The sequence below is a fragment of the Pseudomonas veronii genome (assembly GCF_001439695.1).
GTDB lineage: Bacteria > Pseudomonadota > Gammaproteobacteria > Pseudomonadales > Pseudomonadaceae > Aquipseudomonas > Aquipseudomonas veronii.
Genome location: NZ_JYLL01000004.1, coordinates 60,878 through 75,639, shown reverse-complemented (window position 1 = coordinate 75,639; position 14,762 = coordinate 60,878). Strand labels below are relative to the sequence as shown.

The following is a 14,762-nucleotide window of genomic DNA, read 5'->3' as shown; positions in this document are numbered from 1 at the left end:
AACCGCGTGCCAACGCGGTTTCAACCGATCACGACACCCTCCCCCGACCAGTTGCTCACCCCCACCAGCGTCACCGAATCCGCGCCAAAACTGATCACCGTATCGTCGCCCACCGCCTTGGCGTGCTCGCGATAATCCAGGCTGCCCTGCACATCCGTGAACACCAGTTTGTCGCTCGATTGATAACCGATCACCCGATCCTGGCCAAACGGCCCGCTGAACAGAAAGGTGTTATGGCCACTGTTGTCGCGAAGGGTGTCGTTGCCCTTGCCGCCTTCGATGAAGTCCGCGCCCTTGCCGCCCTGGATCAGGTCATTACCGTCACTGCCGATGATGAAGGTGTTGCCCTTGTGCGGCTCGGCATTGCGGTTGAGGTCCTGCACCCAGGTGGTAGCCCGCGCCGGGTCGGACAGGTTGGCGACGATCACCGTCGAGTCCCGGCTCATCTGGTCGTAGAACCCGGATTCGAGCACGCGGGTCATGCCGTCGCCATAGCCGCTGGGCAAATGCGACACCCAGGTCGGCAGGTTGGCAATGGAGAACGGCAGCACGTTCCACAGCGTCGAGGCGTAGTGATCGTTGAAGCTGACGATGTTGTCGGTGGTCGATTCATGGGGTTTGTCATGCACGCCCAGGGACGACAGGTTGAAGGATGAACCGTCCAGCACCCGGAATACCGGGTCGTTTTCATAGCCGATGTTCAACACCTTGTCGCCGGCGCTCTGGGTCGGCGACGCGTAGGCCACATAGTTGGCGTCCTTGTAGAACCCCGACCATCGCTGGTCGCTCAACTCCGCCAGGCTGTTGACCGCCAGCCCGCCGAGGCTGTGGCCGCTGACCAGCACGTCGGAACCGCTCAGGCCATGGGCGCCGGCATACTCGGCAACCGCCTTGAGCAAACCGCCAAAGGCTTCGCCGGCGTAGTTCTTCGCATAATCCTTGGGGCCCAGGGCGGCGAGCAGATCGCTGAGCAGATCACCGATGGAATCGCTGATCAGGCTTTCCCGCGGCCCCGACGTGCCGCGAAAGCCGATGCCGATTTCGAGCAGGCGGCCGGCGTCATCGTACTTGCCCAGCACTTCGGCCTGCGCGGTGGTGTAGCCAGCCTTTTCACCGAAAAACGTGCCCCGGGCGTCGACCTTGCCGGCGTAACCCAGGGTGCTCGCGCTGAGCGGCGTCCATCCGGCGTGTTGCAGCGCTTCCAGGGCGGCCTTTTCCGAATCGGGATTCCACGGGATACCGGGAATCACGCCTTGGGAGTCGGCACCGCCGAGCAATGCACCGACCAGCGTCGCCGGCAGGCCAACGCCCAAGCCGTGGTGCTGATAGCCCACCGCAAAGCCGTTATCCAGGTTGTGGTAGGTATACAGCGTGATCGCCATCGCATCGGCGAACAGCGCCTTGGAACCCTCGGTGCCAAGGTTTTTATAATCAAAGATTCCCATCGGTAGTGCCTCTCTGTTGTTGGAGTTGTCGAGAAAGCGCAATGACGTCCCAGGTGCAGCTACGGCTGCTTGCCCACCGGCCCAAAGGCCTCATCGACTTGCGCCAGGTCGGTATCGCGCAGGTTGCCGGCGTAGTAGTGCAATTTGGTCCAGGCCATCAGGTAGTCATAACGCGCCTGGGCCAGGTCGCGCCGGGTGCTGTAGAGCTGCTGCTCGGCATTGAGCGCATCGAGGTTGACCCGCTCGCCGCCGAGGATGCTTTGCCGGGTCGACACCACCAGCGCCTCGGCCGAGGTCAGGGCTTTCTGGTAGGCGCGCAGCTTGCTCACGCCCGACAGGCAGGCGCTGAACTGGCGACGCAGTTCGATCAGGGTTTCGCGGGTCTTGCCTTCCAGCTCGTATTCGGCCTGCTCCATGGCACGGCTGGCCTGGCGCGTGGACGCGGAGACAGCGCCACCGGCATACAACGGCAGGCTGACTTCGACGCCGATGGTGTTGGTGTCGTAGCGCTGGTTGTAGGTGTTGCCGCTGTCGGATTCCTGCTGGCGCGAACTGGCATACGCGGTGATCTTCGGCAAGTGCCCGGCACGGTTGCGCTCCACTTCATAACGCGCCACTTCCAGGGCCTGACGTTGCGAGGCCAGCGTCGGGTTGTTGCTGATCGCCAGCGCGTGCCAGGTGTCGTAGTTGGCCGGCGTCAGGCTGAAGGCGGCGAAGCGCTGATTGAGCGGCGCGAGGTCGTTGATATTGACACTCTGCACGCCGATCAGCGCGCCCAACGCTCTTAACGAGGCGTCCTGTTCATCCAGCGCCTGGATTTCTTCGGCCGTGGCCAGCTCATAGCGCGATTCAGCTTCAAGGATGTCGGTGCGCGTGCCCTCGCCCTGCTGGAACAGGTGCTGGTTCTGCTGAAACTGCTGCTCGAAGGCGTTTTTCTTGGCGCGGGCGATCTCGATCTGGTCTTGGGCGAACAACGCTTGGGTGTAATAGCTCAACACCCGCACCAACAGCGCCTGGCTCTTGTCGCGAAAACTTTCATCGGCAAACAGCGCCTGGGCCACACCCTTGCGGTAGTTGGCATAGGCTTCGTAGTCGAACAGCGGCTGCTGCAGGCTGAAGGTCGAGCCGTAGCTGTTGTAATTGCGCGCGTCGCGATAGCTGCCGCCACGCCCGTCAGGCAGGTGGGCTTCGGAGTTGTTGCGCCCCTTGTTGTAGTTGTAGGACAGCCGCGGCAGCAACCCGGCGCGGCCGATGGTGCGGTTTTCCAGGCCGGCGTCGCGCTCCTTGAGCGCGCCGAGGAACACCGGATCGTTGCGCAGAGCCTGCTCGTACACATCGAACGGGCCCATGGCGGCCTGGACAGGCGTACAGCTCAACAGCACGGCAATGAACAGCGGTTTCATGTTCATTCCTCGGTCAACGCAGAGCCGGCGCGGTCGAGCAGCGGCTTGAACAGGTAATTGAGCAACGAGCGCTCGCCGGTACGCACGAACATCTCGGCGGGCATGCCCGGCTTGATCACCAGGCCGTGGAGTGTTTCCAGCGCGGCCTCGCTGACGCTGGTGCGCAGCACGTAGTACGGCGCGCCGGTTTTTTCGTCGAGCAGTTGGTCGGCGGAAATCAGGCTGACCTGCCCCGGCACACGCGGGGTACGGCTCTGGTTGAACGCGGTGAACAGGATGTCGACCGGCAGGTGGGTGCCGACCTTGTCCACCAGGTGGACCGGCAAATGCCCCTCGACTTCCAGCCGCGTGCCCTGTGGCACGATCTCCAGCAAGGTCTCCCCGGCACGCACCACCGCGCCTTCGGTGTGGACGCCGAGGTTGACCGCAATGCCATCGGCCGGCGCGTTGATTTCGCTGTGTTGCAGGTCGAACCCGGCGGACGTGAGTTGCTGCTCCAGGGTCACGCTGCGCAGTTGCGCGTCAGCCAGTTGGCTGCGCACTTCCTTCTGGTATTCGTCGCTGTGCTGCTGCAGTTTGAGCCGCGATTCGAGGATGCCCTGCTCCACTCGGCCGCTTTCGCCGGTGTTCTGCGCCAGGTCCTGTTGCACCTGGGACAGCTGGCGCTGGTACTCCATCAAACGGTTGCGCGGGATGTAGCCATTGTCGGCCAGGGGCTGCAGATTGCTCAGTTGATCGCGCAGGGATTGAGCCTGGGCGCTCAGGTCGCTGCGTGCGCGGCGCATGCCATTGAGCTGCGCCGTGGCGCCGTCGATATTCGCGCGAATCCCCGCCTGTTCACGGGCAAAGGCTTCGCGGCGGCTGCTGAACAGTTGGCGCTGGCCTTCGAGCACCAGGGCCAGCGCGGGGTCCGGGGCGGTGCTGAGTTCGGCGGGAAACACGATGGCCGCGCGATTGTCGCGCTCGCTCTGCCAGCGCGCCACACTGGCCCAGGCCAGGCGGTACTGCGCTTGCAGCGATTGCACATCGGCCTGGTTCTGGGTCTGGTCGAGACGAAACAGCGGCTGGCCCTGTTTGACCGTCTCACCTTCGCGCACCAGGATCCGGCTGACCACACCGGGGCTGAAGGTCTGCACGGCCTTGCGCTTGCCCGAGACCACCACGGTGCCCTGCACCGGAATGCCCTGGTCCAGCGGCGCCAAGCTGGCCCAGAGGAAAAACCCACCGGCGCCGACCACCGTCAGCCACCAGCCCAGACGCACGAAAAAAGCGGCGTCGCGTTGTTCCACAGTGAGCATGCTCATGCGCCTGGATTCCTTGCGGTTTGATACTGACGACTGAAACTGACGCCGGTTTTTTCCTGCGTCGCCGCCTGCTGGCCGGACAACGCGCGCAGCACGTCCTGGCTCGGCCCAAACGCTTGCAGGTGGCCTTCGTTGAGCACCAGCAACTTGTCGGCCTGGGCCAGGGCCGAAGAGCGGTGGGTGACGAGAATCACGCTGCTGCCCTGGGCCTTCAACTGCACGATGGCGCTGGCCAGCGCGGCTTCACCGACGGTGTCGAGGTTGGAGTTGGGTTCGTCCAGCACGACCAGCCGCGGCCCGCCATACAGCGCACGCGCCAGGGCCACCCGTTGCTTCTGGCCGCCGGACAGGCCGCCGCCGTTGTCGCCCAACACGGTGTCGTAGCCTTGCGGCAGGCGCAGAATCAATTCATGCACGCCGGCCTGTTGCGCCGCCTGGACCACTTGCGCCGGGTCGGCATCGCGAAAGCGCGCAATGTTGTCGGCGATGCTGCCGCTGAACAGTTCGATGTCCTGAGGCAGGTAACCGATGTGCGGGCCAAGATCGTCACGGTCCCAGCGATGGATATCCGCGCCATCCAGGCGCACGGTGCCGGCCAGGGTTGGCCATACGCCCACCAGCACCCGCGCCAGCGTGGACTTGCCGGACCCCGACGCGCCCAGCACCCCCAGCACCTCGCCGGCGCCCAGGTGGAAACTGACCTGATGCAGCGTCGCCAGGCGTCGACCCGGCGGGCCGGCGCTGACCTGCTCGAAACTCACCTGGCCCTTGGGGGCGGGCAAGGCCATCGGCTCGACGTCCGGCGCAAATTCGCGCAGCAGTTGGTCAAGCCGCTGATAGGCCAGCTTGGCCGAACTCCACTGCTTCCACACGGCAATCAACTGGTCGATCGGGCTGAGCACCCGCCCCATCAGGATCGAACCGGCGATCATCATCCCGGCGGTCATCTCGCCCTTGATCACCAAGAATGCGCCCAGGCCGAGCACCAACGATTGCAGGCACAGGCGCAGGGATTTGCTCAGGGCGGTGATCACCGAGCCGGTGTCGCTGGCCGCGTTCTGCAAGCCCAGGAACTGCGAATGCACGGCAAACCAGCGCTGGCGCAATGCGCCGAGCATGCCCATGGCCTGGATGGTTTCGGCGTTGTGCAAATGGCTGGTGGCCAGTTGGCTGGATTGCTGGGAGTAACCGCCAGCCTCAGCCAGGGGCTTGTTGGTCAGGTATTCATTGAGGCAGGCCAGGCCGATCAGCAGCAAGGCCCCCGCCGTGGCCAGCACGCCCAGCCACACGTTGAACAGGAAAATCACCAACAGATAAATCGGAAACCACGGCGCATCAAAAAACGCGAACAGCGCCGGCCCGGTGATGAACTGGCGCAGATGGGTCAAATCTGCCAGGGACTGCCCGGCATGCCCCTGGCCGCGTTGCAGGTTGCGTTCGAAGGCGGCTTTATACACGCGCAAGTTGAAGCGCCGTTCCAACTGGCTGCCGATGCGGATCACGATAAAACTGCGGATGACTTCCAGGCTGCCGATAAAGGCGAAGAAACCGACGACCATCAGCGTCAACATCACCAGAGTGGTTTCATTCTGGGAGGACAGCACGCGGTCATACACTTGCAGCATATAAATGGACGGCACCAGCATCAGCAGGTTAATTAATGCAGTGAAACAGCCAACGCTGATCAAAATACTTTTATATTCACCCAGCGCCTTGAATAAAGGCGCAACAACAGGGGGCTTCGCCATGGTGTTTGATCTTCCTTGAACCCAATGACCGGCAATAGTTGCCCCAGCCCCTGAATAAGCGGCGGCCAACTATTAAATTCGAGTTATAGCGTTATAACTGGAAACTAAGGTATTCGTTGCAATGTCACGATATCGCCAGATGGCGTGCGCGCCTGGTATTCGCCGTCGCGCTGACGATTCAAGTGGGTAATCCCGGAACCTTCGGCATTCATCAACCAGATCCCGTCCGGCGTCGGCGACCATGTCAGGGGTTTGTCTCCCAGCCATTGCTCGACGCAGGCCACATCGCCCCCCACGGCGGTGGCTTGCTCCAGCAAATCCAGGGCACAGACCTGATCCTGTCGGTGCAGTTGCCAATGTCCGGCCAACTGCGCGGTGGTGGGTAAAACGAGACTGCTAGCCATTGCGTGGGCTCCTGCCGACACGAACAACACCTGTAGGACACAGGCGATCAAATGCACAAAGCGCGGCATGTGTATGCCCCTCCTGGAAGCGCGGCGCCACAACGCCGCGCCGGTGCATCAGGCCACGATGTCGCTGACCGCTGCCTGGCCCACGGTGGTGACGAGGAAATCCGCCACGCCGTGCCCGGAGAAGTCCACAGCCAAGGTACCCAGGTGGGTGCCAGAGGCATAGCTCAATACCGCGTCGCCGGCATGCCCGGTGAACGCGTTGACGAAGCTCAGGCCCGCACCTTTGGTGATGCCGCTCAGGTCGATCTTGTCGGCGCCGCTGGTGAAGTCAAAGATCTTGTCCGCCGCACCAGGCTTGGAATCGGAACTGGCACCGAACACAAAGGTGTCGTTGCCGGCGCCGCCCCACAGTTGGTCGGCACCGCCAGCGCCGTAGATGAGGTCGTTGCCGGCCCCGCCCTTGATCAGGTTGGCGGCAGTGTTGCCGATGATCAGATCGTTGCCCGCGCCGCCGAAGGCGTTTTCCACGGTGACGCCCTTGGCGATGGACACGTTGCCCACCAGGCCGCCAACGTCGGAAAACGAGGTCTCATTGAGGTTGATCTTCTGGTTCTGGGTAAAACCGGAAAAATCCAGGGTGTCGTTGCCACCGCCGTCCCAGACCGAAAACACCAGCTTGTCGGCGTTGGCGGTGGCGCTGAGGAAATCACGCCCGGTGTTGGAGTTGAAGCCGTAGGTGGTGTCGCCAGCGCGGGTGGCGTAGTTCGCGCCGTAAAGCTTCTGGATCGCCGCGATATCGTCGATCAACGGCCCGGAGGCATAGGCCTCGACCCCGCCCTTGCTGAAGTTCTGGTTGGTGTTGCTCTCGCTCCAGTAACTCATGAGGCTGTAGCCGCGCGTGTCCTGTCCATAGGTCGCGTCGTTGTAGGTCGGGTTGCCGTTCCCGGCGTTGTAGTCGCCGGGGTGAGCCAGGCCCAGGGTATGACCGATCTCGTGGGTCAGGGTCTGCCGGCCGTAGTTGTTCAGGTCCGGGGTCTTGTTGGGTGTGTAGCTGCTGTTGGTCAGGTACCACGAGGTGCCGTCGTAGCCCGCGCCGGTGCCGGGCAGGTAGGCGAAGGCCGCCGCGCCGTCCTGGCCGCCGCTGTAGTTGCCGAAGGTCATATGCCCATCGCCGCCGCTGGCCTTCTCGGTGAAGGCAACGTTGGCGACATCCGACCAGGACTGCATGGCCAGTGCGGCCTGGGCTTTCTGCTGGCTGTTGAACTGGCTGAAGCCCGAGATGCCATGCTTGTTCAGCGTGCTCGAGGAGGCCGAGGTCAGGAAGGTGTAGGTCAGGTCGATCTTGCCGTTGCCGTCGACGTCCCGGTACGCGGCGCCGTCGCGCAGCAGCTGGGTGGCGGCCTGGTCAACGGAGTAGGAGGGTTTGCCATTGATCGTGAGGTTGCCGCCACGGTCGTACAGATGGCTGAAACTATCGATTTGCGTATACGCAGTGCTGGCTTGCGCGGCAGACACAATAGCCTGGTCTTTTACTTTTGACATAAACGTACTTCCTTGTGTGCAAGTGCATCAGTCTTGGGTCGATAGGAACCCCGCTGGCGAGATCGTCCTATCACTCGCCTCTTTTGAAGGCGTCACGAAACTGACACAACTTGAAATCTTTCGTCTACATCTATTTACGCAGTGAAAACCGACAAGCCGGCAACTTAAGCAAGTCGCGTGCAATGTTTGTAGGGGGTTAGTTGCTTTTGTCCGACAAAAAGCACCGCGCTGTTATTTAAATATTAAATAGCGGTAAAGCCGCTCAACTTGAGCGGCGCACTTGTTTAGATGGATCCAATATATTGTCACGGTGTCATTCGCCGCATTAAAGAGCCAGCATCTTTATAAATACACCGGATTATCGGCAGCTGTTCCAGCCCGTCTCGCGCAATGCCTGCAACAGTGTTTCACCGTCCAGACCCGGCACCCGCACCCCGTCGTCGGTGGTCATGCTCTCACCGGCCAGCATGGCGTTGACGATCGCCTCCTCCACCGCCTCCGCCGCGGCGAGGAACAGCGGGGACATATGATCGTTATTGACCATCTGCACCGCGCTGCTGAACGCCAGGTCCTTGCGCCCATAGTCCGCCGGGGGCAGCGCCTGATTGCCGGTGGCGAAGGCCAGGAACAGGTCGCCGCTGGAGTCCTCGGTGCCGCCGCCGGTGCGCGCAATGCCGATGGACGCGCGTTGCGCCAGGCGCCGGCATTGATGGGGCAGCAACGGCGCGTCGGTGGCCAGGATCACCACAATCGAGCCCATGCCCGGCGTGCCCCGCTCGGCGAACGGCGATGGGATCGTCATCAACTGCCGGCCCACCGGGTAGCCGTCAACCCGCAGTTCCTGGCGCTTGCCATGGTTGGCCTGCACCAGCACGCCGACCGTCCAGCCGCCCTGCTCCGCCGGCAACCGGCGCGACGCGGTGCCGATGCCGCCCTTGAATTCATGGCAGATCATCCCGGTGCCGCCGCCCACTGCACCTTCCTGTACCGGACCACTTTCGGCGTGGTCCAGCGCCTCGCGCACATGCGCAGGCTTGACGTGCTGGCCCCAGATATCGTTCAGCAGGCCGTCGTAGGTTTCCATCACCACCGGCATGCACCAGTACACGGCCGGGTCCGCCAGACGCTCGCGCTCCAGGGCAATCAGGGTGTCGCGCACAATGCCGAGGCTGTGGGTGTTGGTGATCGCCAATGACGTGGTCAACAGCCCTGCTTCGCTGATCCACTCCAGGCCCGTGGCGTCGCCATTGCCGTTGAGCACGTGATACCCGGCAAAGCACGGCTGCTGCCGCGCCTCGCCGGCACGCGGCTGGACCACTGTGACGCCGGTACACACCTGTTTACCGTCGACGCGGGTCTTGAGCGTGCTGTGGCCGACCCGGACGCCGGGAACATCGGTGATGGCATTCAACGCGCCGGGCGTGCCCAGCCCCAACGTGATGCCCAATTGACGTGCGCGCATAACCACTCCTTACAGTTTCTGATACGCCGGACTCAACCGGCCACTGATGCAATACAGAATCACCGACAGCGCCAGCAAGCCGATGATGACCATGATGTCGCGCACCGAAGCCTCCGCGATCAAGGTCATCAACAGATACCCGGCGCCCAGCACCGCCAGCAATGCCGGCAGCGGCCACAAGGGCATGCGATACGGATGTGCGCGCTCACGCAGCAGCACCCGGCTCATCAGCGCACTCAAGGCCACGATCAGGTACACCAGCATGATCAGCAGCACACTGAACGAGGTGAGGTCCGCCAGGTTGGAGCTGAAACTCAGCAGCGCCGAAGGGATCGCCAGGAACAGCGTCGCCAGCCAGGGCGAATCCCAGCGCGGGTGAATGCGCGTGAACAGTTTGTTGATGGTCGGCGTCCACAGGGCGTCGCGGCCGCTGCTGAATACCACGCGGCCGATCTGGATCACAATGGCGACGATGGCGTTGAACACCGAGAGGAAGATCCCGGCACTGACCAGGCGTGACAAGGTTTCGTTGCCATGGCTGGTCAGCAGGTAGCCGATGGGGTCGGGGCTGCTGATCATCGCACTCAGCGACGGCGCGCCGATCAGCAGCGCCGTGATCGGCACCAGTTCGATCACCACCACCAGCCCCAGGGACCACAACACCGCTTTGTGTACGCCCTTGCCGCCGCATTTCATGTCTTCGGCCAGCAGCACCGCCGGCCCGTAGCCATTGAAGGAGAACAGGCCGATGCCGACCGCGCCGATCACCAGGGCCCAGGGCGCCAGGTGCAACATGCCGTTTTCGACGATCTGCGGCTGAAACAGCACGCTGACCGGCTGCACCGGATGGCCGAAGCCGAGGAACACGATCACCAGCAAGGCCGCCACTTCCAGCAACAGGCAAGTGCCGGTGATCCAGGCATTGAGCTTGATATTGAGGATGCCCAGGGCGTAACTGCACACCACAATGACCAGCGCAACGGTCTGGGCATCGAACCGGGTGCCCAGGGCGTTATTCAAGTAGGTCGCCGCGCCCGTGGCCAGTACCGGTGGGATAAACAGCAACATCACCAGTACCGTCAGGAACGTCGCATAGCCCGCCATGCCGCCGAATACCCGCTTGGCATACACATATTCACCGCCAGCGCTGTTGTGGGCGCGGCCCAGTTCGGCGTAGCAAAAGGCGAACATCAGCGCGAGCAAGGCGGCCATGACAAAGGCCAGGAACACGCCGCTGCCGGCCTGTTGAATGGCGAACGGGGCGATCACGAACACCGAACTGGCGGGCGTCACCGCCGAAACGGTAATGGCCACCACATCGAAGACGCTCAGGGTGGGCTTGAGCACGCCGTCAGGCGCGGGGGAAGCACTCATATCGTTATCCTCTGTCGTTGTTTTTGGTGTGAGGCAGAAACGAAAAGTCTGAAAGTCGTGGGATATGTTTCCCACTCAATGATCGCGAAGTTAAAGCCAGAGCTGTTGTCAGCCAATTCCCCTATTGGCGTACTCCCCTTGACGACACCCGGCAAAAGCCGAACCCTTGGCCGATCTTTTGATGAGGGGAACCTGTGACATGAGCCTGTTCAGGGAAGTCGGCATGCATGCGGGGCTGGGGCGCACCCTGTCACAGATCGGCAGCGAGCGATTCTGGAAACAGCTGGTGCTGTTGTTGCACCAATGCCTGCCGTTCGATAACGCCCTGGCGATTTTCTACCCGCTCGACGGCCTGCCCCAGGCCCTGGAGGAATACGACGCCCAGCCCAGCAGCAAACCGGCGTCGATGCTGGTGTACCTCAACGGCCTGTACGTGCTCGACCCGTTTTTCCAGGCCTGTCGCGAAGGGTATGCCAGCGGCGTGTACCGCCTGGAGGAAGTGGCGCCGGACCATTTCCGCCAGAGCGAATACTTCCTCAACTACTTCCACGACAACGTGCTGGAAGACGAGGTGCAATTCATCCTGCAACTACCTGGCGCGGGCACATTGTCGCTGTCATTGGGCATGCAGCGGCGCTTCAGTGCTGAAGAAACCGGGCTGCTGACCACCTTGGCCGCGTGGGTGCTGCCGTTGATGCAGCAGCATTGGCAGCAAAGCACCCAGCGTGTACCGGCAGCGCAGGCGATGGCCAGCCAGATTCGCGATGCGCTGAGCCATTTCGGCTGCGGCGTGCTCTCGGACCGCGAGCTGGAAGTCGCCCGCCTGGTATTGCGCGGGTTCTCCTCCAAGGCCATGGCCGAGCGCCTGAGTATCTCGCCGGATACGGTCAAAGTGCATCGCCGGCATCTGTACGCCAAGCTGGATATTTCTTCGCAGCCGGAGCTGTTCTCGTTGTTTATCCAGTCGTTGGGGCATGACCTGGAAAACCCCTGAATCCAAATGTGGGAGGGGGTTTACGTCCTCCCACATCAGTTCTTCAGCGCCCGGTACGAATGGTGTTCCACACCCGCGTGCGAACCCGGTCGATATTCAGCGGCATCGCTTCCAGCGCGAACAACTTGCCCATCATTTCCGCGCTTGGGTAGATCTTGGTATCGGCCTTGATTGCCGGGTCCACCAGGCTGTCCGCCGCACTGTTGCCGTTGGCGTAATGAACGGAGTTGGTGATGTCGGCCATCACTTGGGGCTCCAGCAAGTAGTTCATGAAGGCATACCCGGCCTTTTCATCCGGGGCGTCGGCGGGCATGGCCACCATGTCGAACCAGATCGCGGCGCCTTCCTTGGGGATCTGATAGCCGATGTTCACGCCATTCTTGGCTTCCTTGGCGCGGCTTTCGGCTTGCAGCACGTCGCCGGAGAAACCGACGGCCACGCAGATGTCGCCATTGGCCAGGTCGCCGGTGTATTTCGAGGAGTGGAAGTACGCCACGTAGGGGCGAACTTTCATCAGCAGCGCCTCGGCTTTCTTGTAGTCCTCAGGCTTCTTGCTGTGGGGTGGCAGCCCCAGGTAATTCAGAGCGATCGGCAACAATTCCGGGCCATTGTCGAGGATGGCCACCCCGCATTTGCTGAGCTTTTGCATGTATTCGGGCTTGAAGATCAGGTCCCAGGAATTCACAGGCGCGTTATCGCCCAGCACTGCCTTGACCTTGTCGATGTTGTAGCCGATGCCGGTGCTGCCCCACAGGTACGGGAAGCCGTGGGCGTTGCCCGGGTCGTTGTTTTCCAGGGCCTTGAGCAGCACCGGGTTGAGGTTCTTCCAATTGGGCAATTGGCTCTTGTCGAGCTTCTTCAGGGCGCCGCCCTGGATCTGCCGCGCCATGAAGTGGTTGGAGGGGAACACCACGTCATAGCCGGAGTTACCGGTCATCAACTTGCCGTCGAGGGTTTCGTTGCTGTCGTACACGTCGTAGCTGAAACCGATGCCGGTTTGTTTCTGGAAGTTCTTCGTGGTGTCCGGCGCAATGTAGCTCGACCAGTTGTAGATCTTCACCGTCTCGGCGGCCTGACTGATAGCGGCCACCAACATCAAGGGCAACAGGGCAATGGCTTTCATGGTTCGATTTCCTGGCGGTTTTAGGGCTGTTTTTATGGCAGGCGATCAAGGATCAAAGCGTTACAGGATCAATACATAGGTCTTGCGCACGGTTTCCTGGATATCCCAGGTTCCGCTGCTGTTGGCCGGCAACATCAGTGCATCGCCGGCTTGTAGGTGGACGATTTCACCGTCGTCAGGGGTGAAGGTGCAGCGGCCCTGGATAAAGTGGCAAAACTCCTGGGCTTTGATCTGTCGACGCCAGCGGCCAGGGGTACAGGCCCAGATACCGGTTTCGACGCCGTCGCTGCGCTCGACGCTCAAGGTCGACGCCACGGCGATCGGCTCGCCCAGGGGCACGGCGACCGGTGACGAATCCGGCAGGTGGGCATTCAGCGCGTCTTTGAATTGAGTGATGCTCATGGGGCTACCTGTGTGAGTGGAACGGCTCAGTGCATGAAACTTTCCATGAACCCGGCCACGCCGATCGCCAACTTGCGGCGCCAGGGCGCGGTATTGGGGTTGGCCAATACCTGGTCCTCATGGACAAAACTGCGAATGATCGCGTTGTAGCCCAGCCAGCGGCACGGCTCCGGCTCCCAGGCCTTGAGCGCCTCCAAGCCACGCTCGCGGATCACCCAGGGTTGATGGGTCAACGGCGTCTCCTGGCCCAGGATCAGGTCGGCCAGGGTGCGGCCGCCCAGGTTGGTGGCACCGACGCCCTCCCCGCCGTAGCCGCCGGACAGTGCGATGCCGGTGGCGTGATGGCAGAGCATGTGTGGTCGGAACTGGCGCGACATGCCGAGGTTGCCGCCCCAGGAGTGGGTAATCCGCACGTTTTTCAACTGTGGGAACAGCTCGCCGAACAGGTAGCGACGCAGCGCCACTTCGCTGTCGGTCAAATCGAAGTCGTGGCGCAATTTGCCAGCAAACTGATAACCGCCACGGGCACCGAACACCAGACGGTTGTCGGCCGAGCGCTGGCCATAGGTGACCTGGCGGCTGCTTTCGCCGAAGGCCTGGCCATGCCTCAGGCCGATTTCGTCCCAGGTGCTGGCGGGTAATGGCTCGGTGGCGACGATCAGGCTTTGCACCGGCAGTTGGTAGCGACCCAACGGCGCCAAGGTGGTCGCGTAGCCCTCCACGGCCGGCACCACCCAGGCGGCACGCACGCCGGCTTTTGCAGTGCGCAGGCGGCCGGACTGCCAATGGGTAACGGGCGAGTTTTCGTAGATCTTGACGCCCATGCGTTCCACCACCCGCGCCAGGCCGCGGACCAACTTGGCTGGGTTGATCGTCGCCACATGGGGCGCATAAACCGCGCCAAAGGGCTTGGCGATTCGCAGTTGCTCAGCCAGTTGTTGCGGGTTCAGCCAGCGGTAGTTGGCCTCGGTGAGGCCTTGGGCGTAGAGCTTGTCCAGATAAAGGCGCAGGCTGCTTTCCTGCTCGGGGTAACGCGCGGCGCAGTACAGGGCGCCGCCCTTGCGGTAGTCGCAGTCGATGCCTTCGCGGGCCAGCACCTGCGCCACTTCGTCGGGAATGCCGTGCAGCAGGTCAAACGAAGCACGCCGCTGCTCGGGCGTGAGGCCGGCGAGTAAACGGTCTTCCCCCAACAGGTTGCCCATCAACCAGCCGCCATTGCGCCCGGACGCGCCGAAACCGGCGGTTTGCGCCTCGATGATGGCAATGTTCAGCTCGGGCGCCTGGCGCTTGAGGTAATACGCGGTCCACAGACCGGTGTAACCGGCGCCGATGATGGCCACGTTGACGTCCAGGTCGTGCTCCAGAGACGGCCGCGCCAGCAGCGGGTCGTCCAACTGGTCCATCCATAAACTGATAGTGCGCCATGCCGACATGCCAGGTTCCCCTACCTCGTTTCGATAGGCTGGATCCTAGAGTGGGATGTCAGGGGCTGTCTTGCGCGCGTGCACGCAGGGAAATGTTGGCGCGACCTGCTGCCCCGTCAACGCCGAAT

Annotated in this window: 12 protein-coding genes; 1 reads left to right on the top strand and 11 read right to left on the bottom strand. The window is 62.4% G+C overall.

Translation table 11 applies throughout. The features are described from left to right. Nucleotides 1-20: 20 nt before the first annotated feature. From TU80_RS06535 to TU80_RS06500, 8 genes are all read right to left on the bottom strand, one after another. Nucleotides 21-1,445 carry a polyurethane esterase gene (locus TU80_RS06535; protein ID WP_057004062.1) on the bottom strand — a complete coding sequence of 475 codons (1,425 nt, stop codon included), beginning with the start codon at nt 1,443-1,445 and terminating at the stop codon, nt 21-23. Nucleotides 1,446-1,504: 59 nt separating this feature from the next. After that, nucleotides 1,505-2,848 carry a TolC family outer membrane protein gene (locus TU80_RS06530; protein WP_057004061.1) on the bottom strand — a complete coding sequence of 448 codons (1,344 nt, stop codon included), beginning with the start codon at nt 2,846-2,848 and terminating at the stop codon, nt 1,505-1,507. 2 nt (nt 2,849-2,850) lie between these two features. Beyond that, nucleotides 2,851-4,152 (bottom strand): HlyD family type I secretion periplasmic adaptor subunit, encoded by a 1,302-nt coding sequence (locus TU80_RS06525; RefSeq protein ID WP_057004060.1) that lies wholly within the window; start codon nt 4,150-4,152, stop codon nt 2,851-2,853. Further along, nucleotides 4,149-5,900, bottom strand: a complete 1,752-nt coding sequence (locus TU80_RS06520; RefSeq protein ID WP_057004059.1) for a type I secretion system permease/ATPase — start codon at nt 5,898-5,900, stop codon at nt 4,149-4,151. The genes TU80_RS06525 and TU80_RS06520 overlap by 4 nt, the downstream gene beginning before the upstream one ends. Before the next feature lie 104 nt (nt 5,901-6,004). Next, on the bottom strand, nt 6,005-6,373 hold the full coding sequence (locus TU80_RS06515) for an AprI/Inh family metalloprotease inhibitor (RefSeq protein WP_017845713.1): 369 nt from the start codon (nt 6,371-6,373) through the stop codon (nt 6,005-6,007). A gap of 48 nt (nt 6,374-6,421) precedes the next feature. Beyond that, nucleotides 6,422-7,855, bottom strand: coding sequence for a serralysin family metalloprotease (locus TU80_RS06510; protein ID WP_057004058.1), 1,434 nt, complete (start codon nt 7,853-7,855; stop codon nt 6,422-6,424). 358 nt (nt 7,856-8,213) lie between these two features. Next, nucleotides 8,214-9,317 (bottom strand): DmpA family aminopeptidase, encoded by a 1,104-nt coding sequence (locus TU80_RS06505; RefSeq protein WP_057004057.1) that lies wholly within the window; start codon nt 9,315-9,317, stop codon nt 8,214-8,216. Nucleotides 9,318-9,326: 9 nt separating this feature from the next. Further along, nucleotides 9,327-10,691 carry an APC family permease gene (locus TU80_RS06500; RefSeq protein WP_017845710.1) on the bottom strand — a complete coding sequence of 455 codons (1,365 nt, stop codon included), beginning with the start codon at nt 10,689-10,691 and terminating at the stop codon, nt 9,327-9,329. A gap of 199 nt (nt 10,692-10,890) precedes the next feature. Here TU80_RS06500 and TU80_RS06495 point away from each other — a divergent pair, with 199 nt between their 5' ends. Beyond that, nucleotides 10,891-11,685, top strand: coding sequence for a helix-turn-helix transcriptional regulator (locus TU80_RS06495; protein WP_057004056.1), 795 nt, complete (start codon nt 10,891-10,893; stop codon nt 11,683-11,685). A 43-nt stretch (nt 11,686-11,728) separates the two neighbouring features. Here TU80_RS06495 and TU80_RS06490 read toward each other — a convergent pair whose 3' ends face one another. From TU80_RS06490 to TU80_RS06480, 3 genes are read right to left on the bottom strand one after another with little or no spacing between them, the layout of a single operon-like run. Next, nucleotides 11,729-12,808: a polyamine ABC transporter substrate-binding protein gene (locus tag TU80_RS06490; protein ID WP_057004055.1), complete on the bottom strand. Its 1,080-nt coding sequence runs from the start codon at nt 12,806-12,808 to the stop codon at nt 11,729-11,731. A gap of 60 nt (nt 12,809-12,868) precedes the next feature. Then, entirely contained in the window at nt 12,869-13,210 is a 342-nt protein-coding gene (locus TU80_RS06485; RefSeq protein ID WP_046383344.1) for a cupin domain-containing protein, read from the bottom strand. Nucleotides 13,211-13,236: 26 nt separating this feature from the next. After that, nucleotides 13,237-14,643 (bottom strand): NAD(P)/FAD-dependent oxidoreductase, encoded by a 1,407-nt coding sequence (locus TU80_RS06480; protein ID WP_057004054.1) that lies wholly within the window; start codon nt 14,641-14,643, stop codon nt 13,237-13,239. Nucleotides 14,644-14,762 lie beyond the last annotated feature (119 nt).

Coding starts and splice junctions, on each gene's coding strand:
- TU80_RS06535 (WP_057004062.1), bottom strand. CDS start 1,445: ATGGGAATCTTTGATTATAAAAACCTTGGCACCGAGGGTTCCAAGGCG.
- TU80_RS06530 (WP_057004061.1), bottom strand. CDS start 2,848: ATGAAACCGCTGTTCATTGCCGTGCTGTTGAGCTGTACGCCTGTCCAG.
- TU80_RS06525 (WP_057004060.1), bottom strand. CDS start 4,152: ATGAGCATGCTCACTGTGGAACAACGCGACGCCGCTTTTTTCGTGCGT.
- TU80_RS06520 (WP_057004059.1), bottom strand. CDS start 5,900: ATGGCGAAGCCCCCTGTTGTTGCGCCTTTATTCAAGGCGCTGGGTGAA.
- TU80_RS06515 (WP_017845713.1), bottom strand. CDS start 6,373: ATGCCGCGCTTTGTGCATTTGATCGCCTGTGTCCTACAGGTGTTGTTC.
- TU80_RS06510 (WP_057004058.1), bottom strand. CDS start 7,855: ATGTCAAAAGTAAAAGACCAGGCTATTGTGTCTGCCGCGCAAGCCAGC.
- TU80_RS06505 (WP_057004057.1), bottom strand. CDS start 9,317: ATGCGCGCACGTCAATTGGGCATCACGTTGGGGCTGGGCACGCCCGGC.
- TU80_RS06500 (WP_017845710.1), bottom strand. CDS start 10,691: ATGAGTGCTTCCCCCGCGCCTGACGGCGTGCTCAAGCCCACCCTGAGC.
- TU80_RS06495 (WP_057004056.1), top strand. CDS start 10,891: ATGAGCCTGTTCAGGGAAGTCGGCATGCATGCGGGGCTGGGGCGCACC.
- TU80_RS06490 (WP_057004055.1), bottom strand. CDS start 12,808: ATGAAAGCCATTGCCCTGTTGCCCTTGATGTTGGTGGCCGCTATCAGT.
- TU80_RS06485 (WP_046383344.1), bottom strand. CDS start 13,210: ATGAGCATCACTCAATTCAAAGACGCGCTGAATGCCCACCTGCCGGAT.
- TU80_RS06480 (WP_057004054.1), bottom strand. CDS start 14,643: ATGTCGGCATGGCGCACTATCAGTTTATGGATGGACCAGTTGGACGAC.